Source organism: Paenibacillus sp. TSA_86.1, from assembly GCF_052691815.1.
In genome coordinates this window covers 138,482-161,698 of sequence record NZ_JBQZGE010000013.1, presented here as the reverse complement: position 1 = coordinate 161,698, position 23,217 = coordinate 138,482, and the positions used below count along the sequence as shown (strand labels likewise).

The window sequence follows — 23,217 nt, the reverse complement described above, 5'->3', positions numbered from 1 at the left end:
ACCAGTACTAATCGGTCGAGGGCTTATCCAATAGCAAGTTCAAATTTGCGTGAGTTTCGTTTCGAATCTAGTTTTCAAGGAGCAATCCTTGAAAAACGTTTAGATTGTCTTTGGAGAGATACCCAAGTGGCTATAAGGGGACCCTCTGCTAAGGGGTTAGGCTGAGTAATCGGTGCGAGGGTTCGAATCCCTCTCTCTCCGCCATCTTTACCTAAAGATGGACAAGCAATCAAACATTAATAATATGGCGGTGTAGCTCAGCTGGCTAGAGCGTACGGTTCATACCCGTAAGGTCGGGGGTTCGATCCCCTCCGCCGCTACCATATTACCCAGGAGGCTTAGCTCAGCTGGGAGAGCATCTGCCTTACAAGCAGAGGGTCGGGGGTTCGATCCCCTCAGCCTCCACCATATACGCCGGTGTAGCTCAACTGGTAGAGCAACTGACTTGTAATCAGTAGGTTGGGGGTTCAAGTCCTCTCGCCGGCACCATTAATGCCTGGAACCGTGGTGTAGTTGGCCTAACATGCCTGCCTGTCACGCAGGAGATCGCGGGTTCGAATCCCGTCGGTTCCGCCATTAATTCTTAATTAAATATAATATGGCTCGGTAGCTCAGTCGGTAGAGCAGAGGACTGAAAATCCTCGTGTCGGCGGTTCGATTCCGTCCCGAGCCACCTTTAATCCTGGAGGATTAGCGAAGTGGCCAAACGCATCAGACTGTAAATCTGCTCCCGTACGGGTTCGGTGGTTCGAATCCATCATCCTCCACCAGTTTTATGAGTCATTAGCTCAGTTGGTAGAGCACCTGACTTTTAATCAGGGTGTCGAAGGTTCGAATCCTTCATGACTCATCTTAAATAAAGAGTGATCGATCATTAATTTGATCGATCACTCTTTTTTTGCATGGACAGAAATAGTTCAAACTACTGGATAAAGAGCGCCACACACCAAGATATGATAAACTAATGATAAAAAATAAAGCAGAGTGGTGACGTTCATTATATGAAGCTCATACCTGATTTAAAACAGCAAATTGAATTCGTTATAAACACCACATTGGACGAATATGAAATCACATTGCATGAGTGGATGCAATCTATTGATAATCTGATGGGTTTGGACGAAAATAAATCACAGATCATGCAAAGCGAAGCTGGTGAAGAAAAATTTGAGTCTGAAGCAGATTCAACCATTTCATCAGATATTGTAAGTTTACACAATGGTGAGCGTATTTTTTTTAAAGTTGCCATGAATGAGCAAGAAAAAAGCATTGTGTGCTGGGCATGTGATGCTGGATCAATTACAATGGAGAATCGTCGCTTGATCGAGTTACTGATTCTCAGCAATGCAAGGTCAACTCTTAGTGGTGACGCACCGCAACTTGTGAATGATACCGACAAACAACTATCCTCACTTGGAGTATGGCTTCAAGAGCAGATTAAGGCTTATCAGACAGGCAGTCCGGAACCATTGCCCGATCCATTCACTTCTATCGCGGGATTTCAGGAAGAGAAGGTTCTTTTTCTGTTGCAAGGTGAGACCCCGGATTCACAGCGTGTGGACACGAAAGTATTGAATAAGCTGTTGGAAAGCTATTTTGGTGAAGGGATTACATTAATTCCACTTGGAAAACAGGAATGGCTCTTCATGGGGGATGAAGAAATTGTCACCGGTGAGGCAGATGAAGACACAGCGGAGGCGAGGAAAGATTCGCTCAATGCGTTTTGTATGGGATTATATGAGCTGGTTGCCAGTGAGTTCGCAGGAGTATTTCATCTTTCTGCTTCACTGCCGTGTAATCCAAAAGAAGCGCTGGTTCAGGTGACGGCCCTACTCCAGGAAAGTATGTATCTTGGACGTTCCTTCCATGTTACACAGCACATTCATCTTCCATGGGATTTGCAGCTGGAGCAATTAGTGGATAGTATATCGGAGCACCAAAGGCTGCGCTTTATTCGCGATACTGGCAAGGGTACACTAATCTTTAATGACAGCGAGACGCTGGCTACACTGGAAACTTTCTTTACTCTGGACTGTAACGTCAGTGAGACAGCGAAGCGTTTATTTATCCATCGCAATACGCTGGTGTATCGTCTGGATAAGATCAAACAGGAGATTGGTTATGATGTTAGACACTTCAAAGGCGCGATTGTTGTGCAACTTTTATTGCTAATGTACAAAGTGACGAAAAAGGTTTGATATTTTTGTGCAGTTTGCGAATAGTCAGATAACCAAGGGATAGGGTATTATAAATATACAAATTGTATTCGATTACAAAATGATCTCTGAGGAGGCAACAATCATGGCAGGAGTACGTTTAGAGCATATTTTCAAAAAATACCCGGGTTCTGATAAAGCAACTGTAGTTGACATTAACCTGGACATTAAAGATAAAGAGTTTTTGGTACTGGTAGGTCCGTCCGGTTGTGGTAAATCAACAACACTGCGTATGATCGCAGGCCTTGAGGAAATTTCTGAAGGTAAACTCTATATCGGTGACCGTGTCGTTAATGATGTTGCACCTAAAGACCGCGATATCGCGATGGTATTCCAATCCTATGCCTTGTATCCGCATATGAGCGTATATCAAAACATGGCATTTGGTCTGAAATTGCGTAAGGTTAAAAAAGATGAGATCGACAAACGTGTACGTGAAGCAGCTAAAATCCTCGACATCGAGCATTTGCTTGAGCGTAAGCCTAAAGCATTGTCCGGTGGTCAACGTCAACGTGTCGCTTTGGGACGTGCGATTGTCCGTGATCCACAAGTCTTCTTGATGGATGAGCCACTTTCCAACTTGGATGCTAAACTACGTGGACAGATGCGTGCGGAAATCACTAAGCTTGCTAAACGTTTGGAAACAACTGTTATCTACGTAACGCATGACCAGATCGAAGCAATGACGATGGGTGACCGGATCGTAGTTATGAAGGATGGTATCATCCAACAAGCTGCTTCTCCAGAAGAGCTTTATAACCACCCAGCGAACCTGTTCGTAGCTGGTTTCATCGGTTCCCCGACAATGAACTTCATCTCGGGTAAACTGGCTGAGCAAGGTGCAAGTCTTCACTTCGTAGCTCCTGGCGTGGACGTTGAAATCCCGCAAGGTAAAGCACAAGTGTTGAAATCCAGAGGATATGTTGGTAAAGAAGTTATTCTGGGTGTTCGTCCAGAAGACATTCACGAAGAGCCAGTATTCCTGGAAGCTTCCCCGAACTCTGTATTCTCTACTCACGTAGATGTAACAGAGAACCTGGGTCACGAAATGCTCCTCTACTTGAGCGGTGTAGGTAACGACACTACAATCGCACGTGTAGACGGACGTTCCAACACTCGTGATGGTTCAACAGTTAAAATGGCCATTGACATGAACAAAGTTCATATCTTTGACAAAGAATCCGAAGTTAACGTACTCCTTCAAGACTAATCCTACTACTCAGGGTCCTCGGCAACGATGGAATCTGGCAGTAACGCAATTATATAATGTAAATCGAGCCCCTTCCGTTTTTGCTGGAAGGGGCTTTTTTCAAGATTATTGGACGCATAATTATTTTAGTGGAGAAGCAGGTTCAGTACCGTTTTTCATCAAGAGGCGTTTATTAATGAGAAGCAGGGATAGCGGGGAGTCTGCGATTGCATTCGATCCAAAATTCATTTAAGATTATTTGAAGGTCTGTCCTTAAAATGCTGTACGTTGGAGCACAAAAGATCAACATCTTAAAGACGAAACGACCTGATGATGAGTCCTGTTGTGAATACGCTAATAATGGAAAGAAATGATACACGAGTTGAGGTACATAGAGGCACAGCGAATGCTGAAAGGAAGAGAAAAATGGCGAAAAAAGTGAAAGTATCCGAATTGGTACAGCAGTTTCAGATGGAAGTGGTTTCGGGGTCTCAGGGACTGAAAAGATTCATCACAGTAGATGATCTTAACCGTCCTGGACTGGAGATGGCCGGTTACTTTGAATATCATCCAAAAGAACGAGTACAACTGCTAGGAAGAACAGAGCTGGCCTTTTTTGCAATGCTGCCTGAACAAGATCGTCGTGAACGTATGCAGCGTCTTTGTACAGAGGAGACACCTTGTATTGTAGTGACACGCGGACTGGAAGTTCCACAGGAACTGATTGATATAAGTGAAGAGCAGAATCTGGCTGTACTCCGCAGCAACATGGCGACAACCATTCTTTCCAGCCGCATTACTGGCTTTCTGGAAGGAAAGCTGGCACCAACAGCTACTATTCATGGTGTATTGTGTGATGTATATGGTGTAGGTATGTTGATCACAGGCAGCAGTGGTATTGGTAAAAGTGAAACCGCTCTTGAACTTGTTAAACGCGGTCACCGCTTGATTGCCGATGACGCTGTAGAAATCCGCCAAACGTCCGACTTTCAACTTCACGGCACGGCACCGGAATTAATTCGTCACCTGCTTGAGATCCGGGGTGTCGGTATTATCAACGTGATGACTTTGTTTGGTGCGGGAGCTGTACGGAATAATAAACGAATCACATTGGTTGTTCGTCTTGAAGCATGGCAACAGGATAAACAGTATGACCGTCTGGGATTGGATGAAGAGACCACACGTATTATCGATACCGATGTACCTCTGGTTACCATTCCGGTTCGTCCTGGACGAAATCTAGCTGTAATTATTGAAGTGGCGGGTATGAACTATCGTTTGAAACAGATGGGACTTAATGCTGCACTCCAATTCACGAACAAGCTGACAGCAACCATTTCAGAAGATATGGAAGATATGGACTAGGATGAACGAAGAAAAGTTGCACCAATCAGCTGGAATAGTAGGGTAGGAAAATACCAGGCAATGGGCTATAAATATAAAGTTTAATGTTTTCATGAAGCATGACATTTGGCAGTCTGCGCGCTTTCTAACATGAAGGTTGTTGCAGGCTCCAACTGGCATGCTTACCGATGTGAATTGATAGGAGTGTGAATGAATGGATACATTATTACTGTTGAACCCGATTGCGTTCTCTATTGGCGCTTTAAAGGTTCACTGGTATGGGCTTATCTTGGGTACTGCGGCGCTGTTAGGGTTGCTGCTTGTTATTCGGGAGGGCAAACGATTTAATATTCCGCAAGAAGTGTTCATGGATATGGTTTTGCTAGGTGTACCTTCTGCAATTATTGGAGCCCGGATCTATTACGTGGCATTTAAGTGGGAAGATTATAAGGACAACTTCTGGGATGTCTTTAAAATATGGAATGGCGGTATTGCGATCTACGGCGCACTGATTGGTGCCATTATATGTGCAGTCATTTTCTTCCGTCGTAAAGGATATAACTTCTGGCGTATGGCGGACATCTGTGCACCTGGACTGATCGTTGGACAGATGATCGGACGTTGGGGTAACTTTGTCAACCAAGAGGCGTATGGCGGTCCTGTAGAGGAATCATTTTTAAGAGACAAGCTGCACTTGCCAGACTTTATTGTAAATCAAATGAACGTGGAAGGTGTATTTCATCATCCAGCCTTTCTGTATGAATCCGTATGGAGTTTTGCAGGGTTGATCCTGTTGCTGGTGCTTCGTCGTCAAAAGTTCATGCGTGCAGGTGAAATGTTCATGTCTTATTTCATCTGGTATTCCATTGGACGATTCTTCATTGAAGCTGTGCGTACGGATAGTCTGGCATTCCAGGCTCCGGAATGGGTCGCTTCATTCGTGAACGGATTATGGTCTCCAATGACTGCACTCGGCTTCGAACAAGGATATTTAGATCCCGCGTACGGTAACGTGCGAATTTCACAGCTGCTTGCAATAGGCATTATTGTTGCTGCTGTTGTGTTTATTGTTGTGAGAAGATTGACGGGGAAAGCAGATGCACGATACAGTGATCCGATTGTCTCATCAAAAGTTGCTGTAGATGACATTGGACATACGGCAACGGTAACTGGTGAAGAGGAGAAGGTAACAACCATACCAAGCTCTGCTCAAGATGATTCGAAGCAAGTTGAAGATAAAAAGGAGTAATGCAACGTGATTAACACGGTACTGTTCGATCTGGACGGAACGATTATTGATACCAATGAGCTGATTATCAATTCCTTTCTGCATGTAATGCAAGGCTGGAATCATGCTGCCCCATGGACAAGGGAACAGATTATTCCGCATATGGGAGGCACATTGGAGCAACAAATGCGAACCTTTTCAGGTCAGGAAGAGGTATCGGAGTACGTCAAAGGTTATCGGGCTTATAATGATATCCACCATGAAGCGATGGTTAGACCTTTTCCCCACGTAATCGAGGTGGTTGAGGCTTTGGATCAAGCAGGTATTACGATGGGTGTGGTGACGACCAAAATTCGTCCTTCTACATTAAAGGTGCTGGAGCGCTTTGATTTGCTGAAATATATGAAATCCATTGTGACCGTGACGGATGTAACTCATCCTAAACCTCATGCCGAACCGGTGCAGAAAGCGATGGCGGAGCTGGGGTCTAATCCTGCGCGCACCTTGATGGTGGGTGACAGTCCTGTCGATATTCAATCGGCACAAAATGCAGGGGCTCTCTCCGCTGGGGTACCCTGGTCGCTTAAAGGAGAGCAAGTGCTGAGCGGGTATAAGCCGGATTACATTTTGCATGATATGAGGGACTTGCTGGATATGGTTCTTGCAGGAACAGGCCGTTCATGAGAAAAGTAACCCGCTATCCGGTGGACAGCCAAAATGCGCTTTGGCATATCTACAAGACAGTGAGTCCGTGGAAGGGCGTTCATAATTTTATCTGGATTCAGTTGTCACGGTACTGCCCTGTTTTGCCTCTCAAGAACTGGATTTATCGGCGTATTCTCGGTATGAAGGTAGGGAAACATACGGCCTTTGGCCTGATGGTGATGGTGGATGTATTTTTTCCGGAAAAAATAACGATTGGTGAAAACTCGGTGATTGGTTATAATACCACGATTCTGGCTCACGAGTATCTTATCAAGGAGTACCGGCTTGGTGAAGTCATTATCGGAGATAACGTCCTGATCGGAGCGAATACAACGATTCTTCCAGGGATAACGATCGGGGATGGAGCGGTAGTGGCTGCCGGGGCTGTGGTACATAAGGATGTTGCCCCAGGGGCTTTTGTTGGAGGAAATCCTTTGCGTGATTTGTCACGTTCGGCAGAGTCGACAGAAGAAATGGTGTTCAAAACGGATGAACCTTCTCAGCGCAAGTTGCATTAAGTGAAGAGGTCATTACGTTTTCCAGTTTAAGGGATATAACAGAGGGTGTATGAAGTGATACACGGTGATACATGACCAATACATGAATCGTTTTATGAACGGATGTATGGAGGGAAGAGCTGCTGAGGGCAGCTTTTTTCGTATACAAAACTTGAATTGAAGCAAACGGTGAGGGGCATTAAGATATGGAAATGATAAGGTTGCCTAGCCAAGATAGGTTGCCAAGAGCAGTCATAGCCTAAGTTTGTTGACGATACAACGGAATCCATGTTATCATATCCCATATCCTTTAGTTTGTTAGCACTTTACCATGTGAAAGTAATTGAGACTAAAGAGGACAATCATTCTATAGAGAAAACGAGTTATTAATGTAAAAGGTGGAGCCTTCGTTGAGCTAGGGGAAATGGCTTTGCTGTAAATTAGGGTAACTAACATAGAACGGGGATTTGTCATACATAAATCCTGTTGAGATAGAGCTTTTAAAAGGTAAAGCAGTTATATAACTTCTGTCATCAAAGTGAGTATGCAAATATCTTCAGTCAACTTATATAACAATCCAAATTCTCGACTCGGGGTGAATTATATCCATGTCCAAACCAAAAGGCTTTGAAAAACCAACGGGCTTCCGTGACTATACACCACATGTGGTATCCAAGCTGCGTAAGATTGAACGAAATGTACTGGAGTGCATGGAGCGCTGGGGTTATCGCCAGATCATAACTCCAACGATTGAATATTACGACACGGTAGGAGTGGCTAGCTCTACATCGGATCGCAAATTGTTTAAATTGTTGAACAGCCGGGGAACGACACTGGTTCTGCGCTCTGATCTGACAGCTCCAATTGCACGTGTCGTATCATCGATGCTCAAAGATGAGGCGTTGCCGCTGCGTCTATCCTATCATGCGAATGTATTTCGTTCCATTGAAGAGGAGGCCGGACGTGAGGCTGAATTTTTCCAAACAGGTGTTGAACTTGTTGGGGACGATTCACCTGAGGCAGATGCTGAAGTGGTTGCACTTGCGATTGCCTCTTTGCAGGCCGCGGGTGTGTCTTCCTTTAAGATAGCGATGGGACATATGGGATTTTTGAATGGACTGCTGGAAGAAGTAATTCCGGGGCAGACCGCTGAGCAGGAGCAATTGAAGGAAGGTTTGCTTGGACGTGATTACGTGGGCTACCGCCAATCGATTGAAGCATTGAGCCTGGAATCTAAGCAGAAACAGCAGCTTGAAGCGATTTTGCGTCTGCGTGGCGGGAAAGAAATCTGCACACATGCGAGCGAACTTAGCTCAAGTGCTGAAGCTGCACAATCCATTGCACATCTGTGTGCGGTATTTGAAGTGTTGGAGGCTTACGGTGTCTCCGAGCATGTGTTGATTGATCTGACGATGATCGGGGATTTCTCCTATTATACAGGCATGACATTTGAAGGTTACGCGGCAGAGCTGGGATCACCTGTGTGTAGCGGCGGACGATATGACAATCTGTTGCAGCAGTTCGGGCGAGCTCTTCCGGCTACGGGATTTGCATTAAAAACAAACCGGATTATTGATGGTGTCCATGGCATTACTATTGAAGAGACGAAACCGGTACGTATTGAATATAGCCCGGATCGCCGTGCTGAGGCATTGGCCGAAGCAGCGAGATTACGCAGTTTGGGTCAAAATGTAGTTACATCTCTTCTTGCTGATAAAAAGGAAGAGACGACGCCTGTAACGAGCGAAACATCTACAGGGCAGGATGAACAGGTCATCATCTATGGATCGCAAAAAGGAGGACACTGAGATGTCGGATATTCTAAAGGTGGCAATGCCCAAAGGCCGCATCTATAAAAAGGCCTCCAAATTGTTCCGCGAGGCAGGTCTGGATATTCCTGAGGACGTGGATGATACACGCAAACTGGTCATTGAGGTACCAGAAGCCGGGATGGAGTTCATTATGGCCAAACCTGTGGATGTGCCAACATACGTGGAGTATGGTGTTGCCGATATCGGCATTGTCGGGAAAGATGTGTTGCTTGAGGAAGATCGGGATGTGTATGAACTGCTGAATCTGGGCATTGCCCAGTGCCGTATGTCGGTGATTGGGCTACCGGACTGGAAGGCAGGTATCCAGCAGCGAGTGGCGACCAAATATCCGCGAATCGCGTCCCAGTATTTCCGTGAGCAAGGGCAGCAGGTTGAGGTTATTAAGCTGAATGGTTCGATCGAGCTTGCTCCCCTGATTGGACTGGCTGATCGAATCGTCGATCTGGTTGAGACAGGGCAGACACTGCGTGAGAATGGACTTGTGGAAATGACGGAAATTCTGAACATTACCAGCCGTCTTATTGCGAATCGCGTTAGTTATCGAATGAAAAATGCCCGGATTCAGGCGCTGTGTGATGCACTTCAATTGGTGATTCCTGACGGGAATGAAGTATCTGCGGGAAGTTCGAGAAGATCATGAACAGATCAGTGAAGAATGATAGCGAATAGATCCGTGAACAGGGATAATGGATAGTTAAGTATGCACTTACAATGAAGTAGTCAAGTGACGTTAACATATACGCACCAATAGGAAATCGATACGTAAGGAGGTTGTACGTGTGAAGATTGTACCAGCACGGGAATTTGATCTGAAGCGGGAAGTGGAGTACGGCACGCCAGAGCAAAATGAAACGGTACGGCGCATTGTCGGTGACATTCGCCGGGAGGGTGATGCGGCACTGCTGCGTTACACGGAGCAGCTGGACCGCACGAAGCTGACGGCTGCGCAATTGCGCGTGCCGCAGGAGGAGCTCCAGGCGGCATATGCAGCCGTGGAGCCATCTTTTGTGACGGCGATTCGTCAAGCCGCCGTCAACATTCGTGCGTTTCATGAGAAGCAGAAACGCAATTCGTGGATGGACTGGCAGCCGGATGGCAGTCTGCTCGGCCAGGTTATTCGGCCGCTGAAGCGAGTCGGCGTGTATGTCCCTGGGGGGAAAGCAGCGTATCCATCGTCGGTGCTGATGAATGTGATTCCGGCACAGGTTGCAGGCGTGCCGGAGATTGTGCTTGTCACACCGCCGTCGACAAACGGTGGGGAAGGCATTAACCCGTACATTCTCGTGGCTGCCGCGGAAGCGGGCGTGAACGAGATGTACCGGGTTGGCGGCGCGCAAGCTATCGCCGCCCTCGCTTACGGCACGGAGAGCATTGCACCGGTCGACAAGATCTGTGGACCGGGGAATATCTACGTGGCGCTCGCGAAGCGCGAGGTATATGGGGCAGTCGATATCGACAGTATCGCCGGGCCGAGTGAGATTGTGGTACTCGCCGATAATACGGCGAACCCGGTGTATGTCGCCGCGGACTTGTTGTCGCAGGCGGAGCATGACGAGATGGCATCGGCCATTCTCGTCACGAATTCGGCCACGCTGGCGGAAGCCGTGCAGGCCGAGGTGCAGCGGCAGCTGCATGTGCTGCCGCGGCGCGATATCGCTGCTGCTTCGGTGGAGCAGTATGGCGCGATCATCGTGGTCGATTCCATTGATGAGGGAATCGATGTTGTGAACCGGCTTGCACCGGAGCATCTGGAGATCATGGTGCAGGAGCCGATGGCTTACGCCGGACGGATCGAGAATGCTGGAGCCATCTTCCTCGGGCCGTATAGTTCCGAGCCGGTGGGTGATTATTTTGCTGGGCCGAATCACATTATTCCAACGAACGGAACCGCCCGGTTCAGTTCACCGGTGGACGTGGATGATTTTATCAAAAAATCAAGCTTGATATATTATAGTAAAGAGGCTTTGCTGCAGAACGGCGCGGCCATTATTGAGTTAGCTCGCCATGAGGGGTTAGAAGGACATGCTCGTGCAATCGCTGTACGTTTAGAACAGGAAGGAAAGGCGGAATCGGATAATGGATAATCAGAATAAGAATGCAGACCAGAGTGTGGAGCTTCAACATCAAGGTACAGTTCGCCAGGCAGAGGTCGACCGCAAAACGAACGAAACCAATATTCAGCTATCATTCAACGTGGATGGCACAGGACAATCCAATATTGAAACGGATGTGCCGTTTCTGAACCATATGCTTGATCTGTTTACCAAGCACGGCCAGTTTGATCTGAACGTACAGGCTCGCGGAGACATTGATATCGATGATCACCACACGGTTGAAGATATCGGCATCTGTCTGGGACAGACGTTATATCAAGCGTTGGGCGACAAACGTGGCATTAAGCGTTATGCTAGCGTATTTGTACCGATGGACGAAGCACTCGCTCAGGTTATCATCGATGTGAGCAACCGTCCGCACTTTGAATACCGTGCCGAGTACCCGTCACAACAAGTAGGCAGTTTTTCGACTGAGCTGGTGCATGAATTCTTGTGGAAACTGGCACTCGAAGCGCGGATTACGCTGCATGTCATTGTGCACTACGGTCAAAACACACATCATATGATCGAAGCCGTCTTCAAGGCTCTCGGACGTGCGCTGGATGAAGCGACGATGATCGATCCACGAGTAACAGGTGTGCCTTCCACGAAGGGAGTGCTGTAGGCGATGGCGATTGCAATTGTCGATTACGGTATGGGGAACCTGCACAGCGTCGGCAAAGCGGTCGAACGTCTTGGCTATGAAGCGCTGGTTACGGGTGATCGGGAAGCTATCCTCTCAGCAGATGGTGTTATTTTGCCAGGGGTTGGTGCCTTCGGTGATGCAATGGTGCATTTGCGAGAAACAGGTCTGGATGCAGTCGTTAAAGAAGCAGCTGCTGGAACAAAACCGCTTCTGGGCATCTGTCTGGGCATGCAGCTGTTGTTCAGCTCAAGTGAGGAGCACGGCGAACATGAGGGACTGGACATCTTACCGGGAAAAGTGGTGCGCTTCGCACCAAGTGAACTGAAGGTTCCGCATATGGGGTGGAACCGTTTAGAATTTCTACACCCCGACAATCCGCTATTCGCGGGTTTGGACGCAGGTCATGTATATTTTGTACACTCATATCATGCGCTTACGGAGAATAAAGGCGATCTGCTGGCCGTTACGGATTACGGACATCCGGTTACAGCGATTGTGGGCGGAGGATCCAACTTTGGCATGCAGTTCCATCCTGAGAAGAGTGGTGAGCTTGGCATGAAACTGCTTGGCAATTTTCTGTCTTTGACGGGTGCATCGGGATCAGCGTAATTTAATTGCTATTCTAGTAAATTAAATAAATTTCAATCTAATCCATACTCAGGAGGCTTTGTATGTCATCTTTTATCCTATATCCGGCGATTGATATCCGGGACGGCAAATGTGTAAGACTGGTGCAAGGAGATTATAATCAAGAGACAGTATACAACGATGATCCGGTTCAGGTTGCAGTTGAATGGGAGAAGCAGGGCGGTACATATGTTCATCTGGTGGATCTGGATGGGGCAAAAGCGGGACACCCGGTCAACGATGAGCTGATTGGACGTATTGCGTCCGTAGTGAATGTACCTGTGCAGGTAGGCGGCGGGCTCCGTACGGTAGCAGATGTGGAACGTTTGTTAGGGCTGGGTGTGAGCCGATTGATTATTGGCACAGCGGCGATTGAGGATCGTGCTTTTACGGAAGAAGTATTAGGGCGTTATGGAGATAAAGTGGCGATTGGTATTGATGCGCGGGGCGGATATGTTGCAACCCGCGGATGGCTTGAAACTTCTGAGGTACAGGCTGAGGTGCTGGCGAAAGAACTCGCCGCTTATGGAGCGGAAACGTTTATCTTTACGGACATTTCCCGCGACGGTATGATGCAGGGGCCTAATGTTGAGGCGATTGTGTCCCTTGCCAAAGCGAGCGGCCGAACGGTCATTGCATCTGGTGGTGTCAGTGTGATGGATGATCTGCTTCGCTTGAGTCGTCATGCAGCTGATGGTGTTGGCGGGGCAATCGTGGGTAAGGCCTTGTACACAGGCAGTATTGATCTGGCTGAGGCGGTACGTTTGGTGAACAAGTAACGGATATTCGGGTAGAGAGGAAGAGGCAGCATGCTGGCAAAAAGAATCATTCCCTGTCTGGACGTGAAGGACGGCCGGGTTGTTAAAGGCGTGAACTTCGTCAATCTCCGCGATGCGGGTGACCCGGTAGAGCTGGCGGCACTGTATGACCGCGAGGGCGCGGATGAACTCGTATTTCTCGATATCTCCGCCTCGGTGGAAGGACGCGAAACGATGGAGGAAGTCGTAAGGCAGACGGCAGGTGAGATTGCCATTCCGTTTACAGTAGGCGGTGGGATCTCCAAAGTGGAGGACATGAAGCGTATATTACGTGCAGGCGCGGATAAAATTGCAGTTAATACAGCGGCAGTACTTAATCCGCAGATCATTGCGGATGGCGCACGCCGCTTTGGCTCGCAATGTATCGTGGTTGCTATAGATGCCAAGTATAACGAGGCTTGGGGCGAGTGGGAAGTATACACCCATGGCGGGCGGAAACCATCGGGCATTAAAGCATTGGAGTGGGTTAAACAAGCCGAAGAGCTTGGCGCGGGAGAAATTTTGCTAACCAGTATGGACGCTGATGGCACCAAGGACGGTTTTGATCTGAAGCTGACCGCAGCCGTGTCCGAATCGGTAAGCATCCCGGTTATTGCATCAGGTGGTGCAGGTAAGGAGTCTCACTTTTACGATGTATTCACAACAGGCAAAGCGGATGCAGGTCTGGCCGCAACGATTTTTCATTACAAAGAGATTGCTGTACCGGCACTAAAACAACAATTAAGAGAACAAGGGGTGGAAATCCGTGACTAAAGTAAGCGATGAGATCAAGGAACAACTCTCCTTGGAGCAGGTTGTGGAGCACATCCGCTGGGATGAAGGGTTGGTTCCTGCGATTGTGCAGGATGTGGATACCCGCGAAGTGTTAATGATGGCTTATATGAATCGTGAATCCCTGAAGCTGTCGCTGGAATCCGGAGAAACCTGGTTCTGGTCACGTTCACGTCAGGAGCTCTGGAATAAAGGAGCTACATCGGGCAACGTGCAGAAGATCGTTTCTTTGAAGTATGACTGTGACGGTGATACGCTGCTGGTTGAGGTTAAACCGAAGGGGCCGGCTTGTCATACAGGTGCGATGACCTGTTTCCACAATGAAATTATGGGTTTGCCAGCAAATGAAACGGAGAAAAACACAAAAGAAGAAGTGGGAAGCGTGGTAAACTCCAGTACGACATCTTCATCTAATGCTGAGAGCCGCTTTGGAGTATTGGCTGAGCTGGAATCTGTCATTGCAGAGCGTGAACGCGAGCGTCCGGAAGGTGCGTACACCACGTATCTGTTTGATAAAGGTGTCGATAAGATCCTGAAGAAGATCGGTGAGGAAGCTTCCGAGACCATTATTGCCGCGAAAAATAAAGACAACGACGAGCTTCGTCTCGAAGTCAGTGACCTGATGTACCATTTGCTCGTGTTGCTGCAAGAGCGCAAGCTGCCGCTGGATGACATCATGTCCGAGCTGAGTGGCCGTCACGAACGGCCGCGCCGCGATTAGGAGGCGAAGGCTGAATGCGTATAGACTACCATACCCATCATGAACGCTGCGGGCATGCCGTTGGCCAGCTTGAAGAATATGTGCAGCGTGGAATCGAGATAGGCCTATCCCAGATTGGCCTATCTGATCATATGCCGCTGCTGCATGTTGATCCAGCAACGTATTATCCGGAGATGGCTATGCCTATGGATGAACTGCCTCGATACATTGAGGAATGCTTCTCCTTGAAGGAGCGGTACCGAGGACAGATTGATGTTCGTGTAGGCCTCGAAGGTGATTATATTGAAGGCTGGGAAACAGAGATTGGCTCCATTATTGAGCGTTATCCATGGGATTACGTCATTGGTTCGGTACATTTCCTTGGTGAATGGGATATTACCGATTTTCGGCAGACCCACCATTGGGAAGGTAAGGATGTCCTTGGAGTATATCGTCAGTATTATGATGCTGTAAGCAAAGCAGCCGCGACAGGGTTGTATGACATTATCGGACATGCGGATGTGATCAAACGTTTTGGTTATGTGCCATCGCCTGAGCAGACCGAGGAACGTATTGCACTGGAGAATGCGGCCTTGCAAGCCATTGCGAAAAGCGGCTGCGCTATGGAGCTGAATGCGTCAGGCTTGTCCAAGCCTTGTGCTGAGATGTTTCCGAGCCGGAGAATGCTAACCGAGGCGCTTCGTTTGGGCATTCCTCTTACGATGGGGTCGGATGCACATGATCCCTTGAAGTTAGGCGATTATTTGCCTGAGGCGGAGGCACTTTTACATGAACTCGGATGTGAGCAAGTTGCTGTGTTTGAAAGCCGTCAGCGTACGTTCATTCCTTTAAATGTAGACAGCAGTGGAGTATAATAGGGGAAAGTGAACCTTTTATACGAGTTGAATTGTTCAACTTAACTATACAAGGGAATATGATAGGGGATAACCCTCGGGAGGGCATTATGCAGCATTCGTTACGTATTTTTTCCGGTTCATCTAACCCTAAGCTTGCAGAACAGGTATGCGATAAGCTGGGAGTACAACTGGGCAAGATTAAGCTGTCCCGGTTCAAGAGCGGAGAAATATACGTTCATTACGAAGAAACGATCCGCAATTGCGATGTATTTTTAATACAGTCTTTGTCTCATCCCATTAATGAGCTGTTTGTCGAACTGCTTGTTATGATCGATGCGGCAAAACGAGCTTCTGCACGTACCGTGAATATTATTGTTCCGTATTATGGTTATGCTCGTCAGGAGCGGAAGTCGGCTCCGCGTGAGCCAATCTCGGCCAAGATGGTAGCCGATGTATTAACGACAGCCGGAGCGAACCGGGTCGTTACGATTGATCTACATGCAGCAGCTATTCAGGGCTTCTTCAACATTCCGGTCGATCACATGACATCACTGGATCTGATCAGTGAGTACCTGCTTAGCAAAGAAATCAAAAATCCGGTAGTCGTTTCTCCTGATGCAGGACGAGCATCCATGGCAGAGAAGCTGGCGAATCGTCTGGATTCTCCTTTTGCGATCATGATCAAGAAACGCCCAAGTCATAACGAATCCATCATTACGCATGTGATCGGCGACGTTGAGGGACGAACACCGATCATTATCGAGGATCTGATCGATACAGGTACAACCATTGTGAATGTGGTTGAAGGTTTAAAGGAACGGGGTGCAGAGAACGCATATGTTTGCGCAACTCACGGCTTGTTCTCGGATGGAGCAGTAAGCAAATTAAATCATCCATCGATTACCGAGGTTGTGGTAACAGACTCGATTGCATTGCCGGAGGATCATCCGGACTGTTTTAAAGTTTTACCCGTTGCACCTATGCTCTCACGAGCCATCCGCATCATTGTAGATGGCGGTTCCATGGCTACGCTGTTTAAGGATTCCGGTATTTAATTTTAATTAACGGGTGTTTTACAGCCCAATCGGGTTTTACGTTCCGTGTCTGAGTGCCTTTTTGCTCAGCACGGTATTTTTGTTTTGACCCTACCTGTTCAATTCCGTGCTTGGCTGTTTGATCGCTTGTGATATAATAACTATATATATTAAGAAATGAGAGCGTTTTATTATAGATGAATCTGGAATGGTTTTGTTACGGATACTAAACAGTAGAACCACGGCTGTAGGATATTGACATCGTGGAGTGAGGAGTGGGGTCTATTGTCGCGAACTTGGTATTATCGGTTACTCTTTTCGTATTTCCCTATATTTTTCTTTACGATGACGATACTCATCTTTATTGCCTTTGTGTTTATTAATGATATTTCCAGAGAGGAAACACGGAAGGCTGACCGGATATCCACTAGTTATCTGGCTACAACGCTGGATCATACGATCCGGGACATTGAACTGGCTGTGACAGAAAAAGTGCAATATGAGCCAGCATACAGGCTTTATTTCAACGATAACAATCCTTATAACTCGGATACAGTATATACTATTGCACAAAGTTTACGGGAGATGATCAATTCTTCTTCATGGATTCAGTCCATATACCTGTATGACAAGCAACATGAACGCGTGATAACGCTAAGTGGTTCAAGGGACGTGGGAAATTTCTCGGATAAGGCATGGATTGATCAAATTCTAGGCGGTACAACGGGTCAAGGCTGGCAGCCTGTTCGGGAGATTGAACCGGAAGAATTCCAGAGGACACCTGTAGAAGTGTTGACTGTAAATAAAGAAATGCCGTTGCCATTTGGCTCAGAGGGTGTATTGGTCATCAATATCAAGATGAGCAGTATCAAGCAAAGTGTTGATAGCATGGTTAATGGAAAGCTCTCTTTCCTGACGATAAGCGATCAGGAAGGCAGGGTGGTCTATGATGCCCATTCGGATAGCGAAAGTGCTACTGAAGGTACCAAATTAAATGAGTTATCTTTGGAAAGATTAGGATGGAGCCTTACTAGTGGCATCAAAGCCGGCAATTTGTTTGGCTGGGTGTCTGTTATTTCTTATGTCTGGGTATTCATTGCCATCTTGACGGTCATCTGCGCAATAATCTACTTCGTGTATGTGACACGACGTAACTATAAGCCGATTCAGATCATCATGAACCGGATTGAATCCCAACAGATTAAGGCATTTGAACAATCCGGTGCTCGTATGGACGAGATGAAGATGATCGATGGTGTGCTTGAAAATCTGATCAATCATATGATGGATTATGACAAAAAGAGTCGCGAAAATGTGCTGATGCAGCGTAGTAAACTGTTTAGTGCTCTGTTACATGGTGACCATGTGGACAATGCCGCAGGACAATTGTATGAGGTATCCCCATTTGATGGGGCTCATGAAGCTTCTCGCTTTATCGTGGTTGTTGGCGATATTAACCGATATGAGAAGGGGTTTCAAGAGAAATTCACCAGAGGAGAGCAAAATACACTGAAGTTCGCTCTGATGAATGTATTGCAGGAGCTATCTCGGGATACGGAAGTGCAATGCTGGACAGAATGGATCACTGCTGATCGTATTGCGATTCTTTTCTTTTCGAAGGAGGACGGGCAGGAGGGTCAGGATTTATCGAAGCAGATCCGAATTGTTGCTGAGGAATGCAAATCCTGGGTTGAGCAGAATCTTCGAATTTCCCTCAGTTTTGGTATTGGGCCAGTTGCCGAAGGAATCGAAGCAATCCATCAATCGTTTACAGCTGCTGAAGCAGTGATGCAGCGGAAGCTCCTGATGAATGGTGATGTGGGCGAAGCAGAAACGAACGAGATGCAGCATCCATTGCTGGAGACTTACACGTATTTGCAGATGATTGCAGACTTTGTTAAACGGTTCAGAATGTCGAGTGGTCAGTGGAGAGAGCAACTGGAGGATATTTTCAAGGAATTTGAGCGAAACAAACTGCCAGATGATGAGATTCGATCCCTGATTCAGGCGATGCTCCAGATGCTGAGCCGGGAAGTTTCCATGATGTCAGAAGGATTGCAGAAAGAACTATCGGAAGACAACATCAATAATTGGCTAAATGCAATGGAAGAAGCAGAGTCATTAGAGGATGTTAAGGTATTGTTGTTTGATAGTCTTACCGATCTGTTCCGGACATACGTTGCCGTTACGGAAACCAAGAGTTACAAAGCAATGGTGAACGAAATGAAAAAGTATATCGAGGAGCAGTTCACCAATCCAGATCTGTCGCTTAAACATCTGAGTGACCGTTTTCAGATTTCGGGCAAACATGCCAGCTATCTGTTTAAGACTGAATTCAACATGAAGTTTGTTGACTTCGTGACTGAGCTGAGGATGAAAGAAACGGAGAGGTTGTTGCTCGATACAGATCAATCTTTACAGGATATCGCTGTGAAGGTTGGTTATGCGAACGGCATCACACTTGGACGTGTATTTAAACGGGTCACAGGGATTACACCTGGAGATTACCGCCGGATGAAAAAGGATCAACAAGCGTCGGAAGAATAATGGAATGTGATTGTTTCAAGATAACCAGGAAAAAACATGTTATGTTTTCGTACATGACTAATCAAATATTTAAATAAATCAGGGTGAATCAACAACGTGAATCTCCATAAATTAGGGGGGGATCATCGATTGTGATTCACCCTGTTTATTTAGTTTTGAAACCGAAAAATGAAAGCGCTTGAAAAATCATGACACATACGCGAAACTTTCATGGTTATGTCAGAAGATATATCATGGGTGTGTTCTTGTGTAATATACGAATTTAGTCAGTGTGGGAAAATGGTTTGCCATAACCCGATGGGGAGAAGGGGGGATAATGCCCCTAAAGCCTGCTCCCATGCGGGTTTGTGGAATTCAGGCAGTCTGCGAAAATAAGCTACCATGCAAACCGTAACTCGTTTGCCAATCCACACGAATTTAGTATGTTGTCAGAGCGCACATTAGTATGGAATACTCAGGGCAAGCTTTAAAACATTCACGTAAAGCCAAAGGGGATGAACAGAATGACAAGAAAAGGGAGTCTAAAGAAGTTGATGGGTTTGGCACTTACAGCAGTAATGGGTGTCTCACTACTTGCGGGGTGCGGATCTTCAGACAACAAATCAGCAGAAGGCGGGGCAGCATCTGGTGATGGGAAACGCGTCACATTAAAAGTAGAGCTTTTTGATCGAGGTAACAGCCCTTCGCCTTACACGATCACGAACAGCTATCTCACGAAGATGATTCAAGAGAAGTTCGGCGACCCTAACAACATTGATGTACAATTTGTTCCTGTTCAACGTTCCGAGGAAGTAACCAAGCTGAACGTCCTGATGGCTAGTGCCTCAGATGTTCCGGATGTTGTCTTTGTTTACGACTCTACTGTGTTTTACCGTTATGCACAGCAAGGAGGTCTGACAGATGTAGGTGATCTGGTGAACCAGTATGGACCGAATCTGAAGAAATTCCTGGGTGAAGATACTTTAAAGTTTGGACAGTTGGAAGGAAAGCAGTTTGCTATTCCGGGTAAACGTGCCATCACTGGCCGTTACAGTTCTTATATTCGTCAAGATTGGTTAGATAAACTGGGAATGCCAGCACCTAAGACAACGGATGAGTTGTACACAACATTGAAAGCATTCAAGGAAAAAGATCCAGCGAAACTGGGAAGCAAAAACATCCCTATGGGCTTTGCGCTTGCACCAGCTCAGTATGAGACACTGATCTACTCCTTTATCAAACCTGTAAGTGGCGATAAAACATACGGCCAACGTTATGAATTGCCGCTCCACGAGGGATTCAAAGAATCCATGCAATTCCTGAACAAACTCTACAATGAAGGTTTGATCAGTAAAGATTTCAGTTTGGATAAAGACAAAACGCAACTGAATAAAGATATTCAAAATGGTAATGTAGGCTTCTGGTCTGAAGACGCCGATGCTATGTTCGGTAAAGAGGCTACAATGGATCTCATGCGTGCAAATGTAAAGGACGGCAAAGTTCTGCCATTAGATGCCTATACTAACCCGAACGAAGATAACAAACACATCAAGTCTCGTTACGGATCTAATGGTTTGTTCATTATGATTCCGAAAAGCAGTGAACGTGCCGTGGAAGCGGTTAAATACCTGGACTGGATGGCGTCTGACAACAACCTGATGGATATCATCAGCGGTGTGAAAGGCGAGAACTATGATCTGGTAGACGGTATTCCGGTTGCAAAAGAAGATGTAGCCCAAGATGCAGCAGATCGTTTCTATAACGCAAATGACTTTGCGATTATCTCCAACGGTAAAAACATCGGAGATCAAGCTACAAACGAAAAAGCATGGATTCTGGGTTACCCTAAAAACAACCAGGAACTGTTGAAGCAATCTCTTGATATTGCAAACACAGATACAGTAGGACCGATCATCTTTGATAAACCGATTGCGGCAGAGATGAAATATGGTACCACACTCAATGACAAGCTTGATGTCATTATCGTAAAATCCGCTATGGCAAAACCGGCTGATTTCGACTCTGTATTTGAAAAAGAAATGGCTGATTACATGTCCTTGGGCGGTAACGATTTGAAGAAAGAACTGGAAGAAGCTTTGCAGAGTATGGGTGGAAAGTAAGCCTTAGTACGCTTAGATAATATTAAAAAAAGAAACCATACAACTGTTACGAATTAGAAAGGAACGTGTGCCGCCGGATCGGCGGCACAAACGTTTCTTATGATAGGAGGAAACCGTCTTGAACCTCACATATTTGAAAAGATATTGGCAATTATACGCACTGATTTCCCTGCCTATAATCTACTTTTTAATCTTCCGTTACGGACCGATGTACGGTGTCCAGATCGCCTTTAAAGATTTCAACCTGTTCCAGGGTATCAACGGTAGTGAATGGATCGGTTTCGATGCTTTTCGCGAAGTATTCGCAATGCCCGATTTCTACACGACATTACGCAATACGTTTATGCTGAATTTTCTTGATCTGATCGTTTCATTCCCTGCTCCAATTATTCTGGCGATTATGCTCTATGAGGTAAGATTCAAATGGTTTAAGAAAATCTCGCAAACCATTCTGTACATTCCTCACTTTATCTCCTGGGTTATCATCGGGGGGATTGTGTACCAATTGTTTGGCAATCAATCCGGTATGGTAAACGGTTTGCTGGAGAGTATGGGGTTTAACTCCATTCCGTTTTTGACAGAAAAAAATCCATGGCTTGTTACCTATCTGTTCACAGGTGTGTGGCAAAGTGCTGGGTGGGGAACCATTCTATATCTGGCTGCATTAACCGGCGTGAACAAGGAATTGTTCGAGGCAGCTGAGATTGATGGTGCAACGCGGCTGAAGAGAATCTGGCATATTACACTGCCAAGTATTAAACCAACCATTATAACCCTGCTTATTCTTAATCTCGGAAATATGGTCAGCATCGGTTTTGACCGGCCTTTTGTTATTGGTAATACGGCTGTTCGTGAATATTCCGATGTACTTAGTACCTTTGTATATAGAGTCGGTCTACAGTCTGGACAGTATACTCTTGCAACCGTTGTTGGCTTGTTCCAGGCAGTTGTCGGATTGATCTTTGTACTCGGATCCAACTATCTCTCTAAGAAAACGACAGGTGAAGGAATTCTCTAATTCCAGAAAAATAGTGAAATGTGTGCCAATGGGCTTGTTGTACCTATAGACCATCAGTAAAGGAGTTGTGCGCAGATGAGTGACCGCACCTCGAACCGGATTTTTGACATTGTGAATGTCACCATTATTTCTTTGTTCGTACTGTTTTGTCTTGCTCCATTCCTACACACCATCGCAATATCGCTTAGTTCGAACCGGGCGATTACGTCAGGTGAGGTTACAATTTTCCCTAAAGAGTTCACATGGAGTGCATATGGTCAGGTGTTTTCGGATAACTCCATGCTCTACTCACTAGGTTTTACAACGCTTCTTACGATTGGAACGACAATACTCTGTATGTTGTTTACCATTGCCGCAGCATACCCGTTAACGAAGAAAAAATTAAAAGGCCGCAAGCTGTTTATGTATATCATCATCATTACGATGTTTTTCAGCGGCGGGATCATCCCTGAGTATTTGCTAATTCGTGACCTGCATTTGCTCAACTCGGTTTGGGCATTGATTCTACCAGGCTTAGTTAGTCCATTTAACTTGATTATCCTGATTTCCTTCTTTCGCGGTATCCCGGAAAGTTTGGAAGAGTCTGCCGAGATCGACGGAAGTTCTCATGTACACACGCTGTTTAAAATCATTTTGCCACTGTCTATGCCGGTACTCGCTACACTAGGTCTGTTCTATGCGGTGGGACGCTGGAATGGCTTCCAGGATTCCCTGATGTACATCACGGATCCGAAGTTATATCCTTTGCAACTGAAGCTCTTCCAAATGGTACAGAACAACATGATAAGTGAGCTTACATTGCTTGAGGGTGCTAGCCGTACAAGATTAACACCTGAGAGTCTTAAAGCTGCAACTGTAGTCTTTGCAACGTTACCGATCCTGCTCGTATATCCATGGCTGCAAAAGTATTTCGTCAGCGGTTCTATGTTGGGAGCAGTAAAGGGTTAATTCGTACTTCCCATACATGCTAAAACTCATATTCAGGGAAGGAGAAGG

General features: G+C 46.4%; 20 protein-coding genes and 8 tRNA genes. All 28 read left to right on the top strand.

Features of this window, described 5'->3' with window-relative positions; translation table 11 throughout:
• Nucleotides 1-112 precede the first annotated feature (112 nt).
• Nucleotides 113-204 (top strand) — tRNA-Ser (locus ACUTVW_RS21290).
• A gap of 42 nt (nucleotides 205-246) precedes the next feature.
• Nucleotides 247-323 (top strand) — tRNA-Met (locus ACUTVW_RS21285).
• Nucleotides 324-332: 9 nt separating this feature from the next.
• Nucleotides 333-408 (top strand) — tRNA-Val (locus ACUTVW_RS21280).
• A 5-nt stretch (nucleotides 409-413) separates the two neighbouring features.
• Nucleotides 414-489: transfer RNA gene (locus ACUTVW_RS21275), tRNA-Thr, on the top strand.
• A 9-nt stretch (nucleotides 490-498) separates the two neighbouring features.
• A tRNA-Asp gene (locus ACUTVW_RS21270) sits at nucleotides 499-576 on the top strand.
• Nucleotides 577-600: 24 nt separating this feature from the next.
• Nucleotides 601-673, top strand: a tRNA-Phe gene (locus ACUTVW_RS21265).
• An 11-nt stretch (nucleotides 674-684) separates the two neighbouring features.
• Nucleotides 685-770: transfer RNA gene (locus ACUTVW_RS21260), tRNA-Tyr, on the top strand.
• A 7-nt stretch (nucleotides 771-777) separates the two neighbouring features.
• Nucleotides 778-850: transfer RNA gene (locus tag ACUTVW_RS21255), tRNA-Lys, on the top strand.
• A 151-nt stretch (nucleotides 851-1,001) separates the two neighbouring features.
• A complete protein-coding gene (locus ACUTVW_RS21250; protein ID WP_445647602.1) occupies nucleotides 1,002-2,198 on the top strand; it encodes a PucR family transcriptional regulator in 1,197 nt (398 codons plus the stop codon).
• A 103-nt stretch (nucleotides 2,199-2,301) separates the two neighbouring features.
• Nucleotides 2,302-3,426: an ABC transporter ATP-binding protein gene (locus tag ACUTVW_RS21245; RefSeq protein ID WP_090924764.1), complete on the top strand. Its 1,125-nt coding sequence runs from the start codon at nucleotides 2,302-2,304 to the stop codon at nucleotides 3,424-3,426.
• Nucleotides 3,427-3,831: 405 nt separating this feature from the next.
• Entirely contained in the window at nucleotides 3,832-4,770 is a 939-nt protein-coding gene (gene hprK, locus ACUTVW_RS21240; RefSeq protein WP_434748540.1) for an HPr(Ser) kinase/phosphatase, read from the top strand.
• Nucleotides 4,771-4,963: 193 nt separating this feature from the next.
• Complete coding sequence (gene lgt, locus ACUTVW_RS21235; RefSeq protein WP_445647601.1) at nucleotides 4,964-5,998, top strand: prolipoprotein diacylglyceryl transferase; 1,035 nt, start codon at nucleotides 4,964-4,966, stop codon at nucleotides 5,996-5,998.
• A 6-nt stretch (nucleotides 5,999-6,004) separates the two neighbouring features.
• On the top strand, nucleotides 6,005-6,661 hold the full coding sequence (ppaX, locus tag ACUTVW_RS21230; RefSeq protein ID WP_445647600.1) for a pyrophosphatase PpaX: 657 nt from the start codon (nucleotides 6,005-6,007) through the stop codon (nucleotides 6,659-6,661).
• Nucleotides 6,658-7,200 (top strand): acyltransferase, encoded by a 543-nt coding sequence (locus ACUTVW_RS21225; RefSeq protein ID WP_445647599.1) that lies wholly within the window; start codon nucleotides 6,658-6,660, stop codon nucleotides 7,198-7,200. Before ppaX ends, ACUTVW_RS21225 begins: the two co-directional genes overlap by 4 nt.
• A 587-nt stretch (nucleotides 7,201-7,787) precedes the next feature.
• Complete coding sequence (locus ACUTVW_RS21220; protein ID WP_445647598.1) at nucleotides 7,788-8,987, top strand: ATP phosphoribosyltransferase regulatory subunit; 1,200 nt, start codon at nucleotides 7,788-7,790, stop codon at nucleotides 8,985-8,987.
• Between the two features lies 1 nt (nucleotide 8,988).
• Complete coding sequence (hisG, locus tag ACUTVW_RS21215) at nucleotides 8,989-9,651, top strand: ATP phosphoribosyltransferase (protein WP_445647597.1); 663 nt, start codon at nucleotides 8,989-8,991, stop codon at nucleotides 9,649-9,651.
• A gap of 139 nt (nucleotides 9,652-9,790) precedes the next feature.
• Entirely contained in the window at nucleotides 9,791-11,095 is a 1,305-nt protein-coding gene (gene hisD / locus ACUTVW_RS21210) for a histidinol dehydrogenase (protein ID WP_445647596.1), read from the top strand.
• Nucleotides 11,088-11,729 (top strand): imidazoleglycerol-phosphate dehydratase HisB, encoded by a 642-nt coding sequence (hisB, locus tag ACUTVW_RS21205; RefSeq protein WP_445647595.1) that lies wholly within the window; start codon nucleotides 11,088-11,090, stop codon nucleotides 11,727-11,729. Before hisD ends, hisB begins: the two co-directional genes overlap by 8 nt.
• 3 nt (nucleotides 11,730-11,732) lie before the next feature.
• Nucleotides 11,733-12,359, top strand: a complete 627-nt coding sequence (hisH, locus tag ACUTVW_RS21200; RefSeq protein WP_445647594.1) for an imidazole glycerol phosphate synthase subunit HisH — start codon at nucleotides 11,733-11,735, stop codon at nucleotides 12,357-12,359.
• Nucleotides 12,360-12,421: 62 nt separating this feature from the next.
• Entirely contained in the window at nucleotides 12,422-13,156 is a 735-nt protein-coding gene (gene hisA, locus ACUTVW_RS21195; RefSeq protein ID WP_445647593.1) for a 1-(5-phosphoribosyl)-5-[(5-phosphoribosylamino)methylideneamino]imidazole-4-carboxamide isomerase, read from the top strand.
• A gap of 30 nt (nucleotides 13,157-13,186) precedes the next feature.
• On the top strand, nucleotides 13,187-13,948 hold the full coding sequence (gene hisF, locus ACUTVW_RS21190) for an imidazole glycerol phosphate synthase subunit HisF (protein ID WP_253498773.1): 762 nt from the start codon (nucleotides 13,187-13,189) through the stop codon (nucleotides 13,946-13,948).
• Nucleotides 13,941-14,687: a bifunctional phosphoribosyl-AMP cyclohydrolase/phosphoribosyl-ATP diphosphatase HisIE gene (gene hisIE, locus ACUTVW_RS21185; RefSeq protein ID WP_445647592.1), complete on the top strand. Its 747-nt coding sequence runs from the start codon at nucleotides 13,941-13,943 to the stop codon at nucleotides 14,685-14,687. The genes hisF and hisIE overlap by 8 nt, the downstream gene beginning before the upstream one ends.
• 14 nt (nucleotides 14,688-14,701) lie before the next feature.
• The gene (gene hisJ, locus ACUTVW_RS21180; RefSeq protein ID WP_445647591.1) at nucleotides 14,702-15,541 is read left to right on the top strand and encodes a histidinol-phosphatase HisJ; all 840 of its coding nucleotides are present in this window, start codon (nucleotides 14,702-14,704) and stop codon (nucleotides 15,539-15,541) included.
• An 89-nt stretch (nucleotides 15,542-15,630) separates the two neighbouring features.
• Nucleotides 15,631-16,578 (top strand): ribose-phosphate diphosphokinase, encoded by a 948-nt coding sequence (locus ACUTVW_RS21175; RefSeq protein ID WP_445647590.1) that lies wholly within the window; start codon nucleotides 15,631-15,633, stop codon nucleotides 16,576-16,578.
• Between the two features lie 264 nt (nucleotides 16,579-16,842).
• The gene (locus ACUTVW_RS21170; protein ID WP_445647589.1) at nucleotides 16,843-19,104 is read left to right on the top strand and encodes a helix-turn-helix domain-containing protein; all 2,262 of its coding nucleotides are present in this window, start codon (nucleotides 16,843-16,845) and stop codon (nucleotides 19,102-19,104) included.
• Nucleotides 19,105-19,598: 494 nt separating this feature from the next.
• Nucleotides 19,599-21,203, top strand: coding sequence for an extracellular solute-binding protein (locus tag ACUTVW_RS21165; RefSeq protein ID WP_445647588.1), 1,605 nt, complete (start codon nucleotides 19,599-19,601; stop codon nucleotides 21,201-21,203).
• 118 nt (nucleotides 21,204-21,321) lie between these two features.
• The gene (locus ACUTVW_RS21160) at nucleotides 21,322-22,221 is read left to right on the top strand and encodes an ABC transporter permease (protein ID WP_445647587.1); all 900 of its coding nucleotides are present in this window, start codon (nucleotides 21,322-21,324) and stop codon (nucleotides 22,219-22,221) included.
• Nucleotides 22,222-22,296: 75 nt separating this feature from the next.
• Nucleotides 22,297-23,169 (top strand): carbohydrate ABC transporter permease, encoded by an 873-nt coding sequence (locus ACUTVW_RS21155; protein ID WP_445647586.1) that lies wholly within the window; start codon nucleotides 22,297-22,299, stop codon nucleotides 23,167-23,169.
• Nucleotides 23,170-23,217 lie beyond the last annotated feature (48 nt).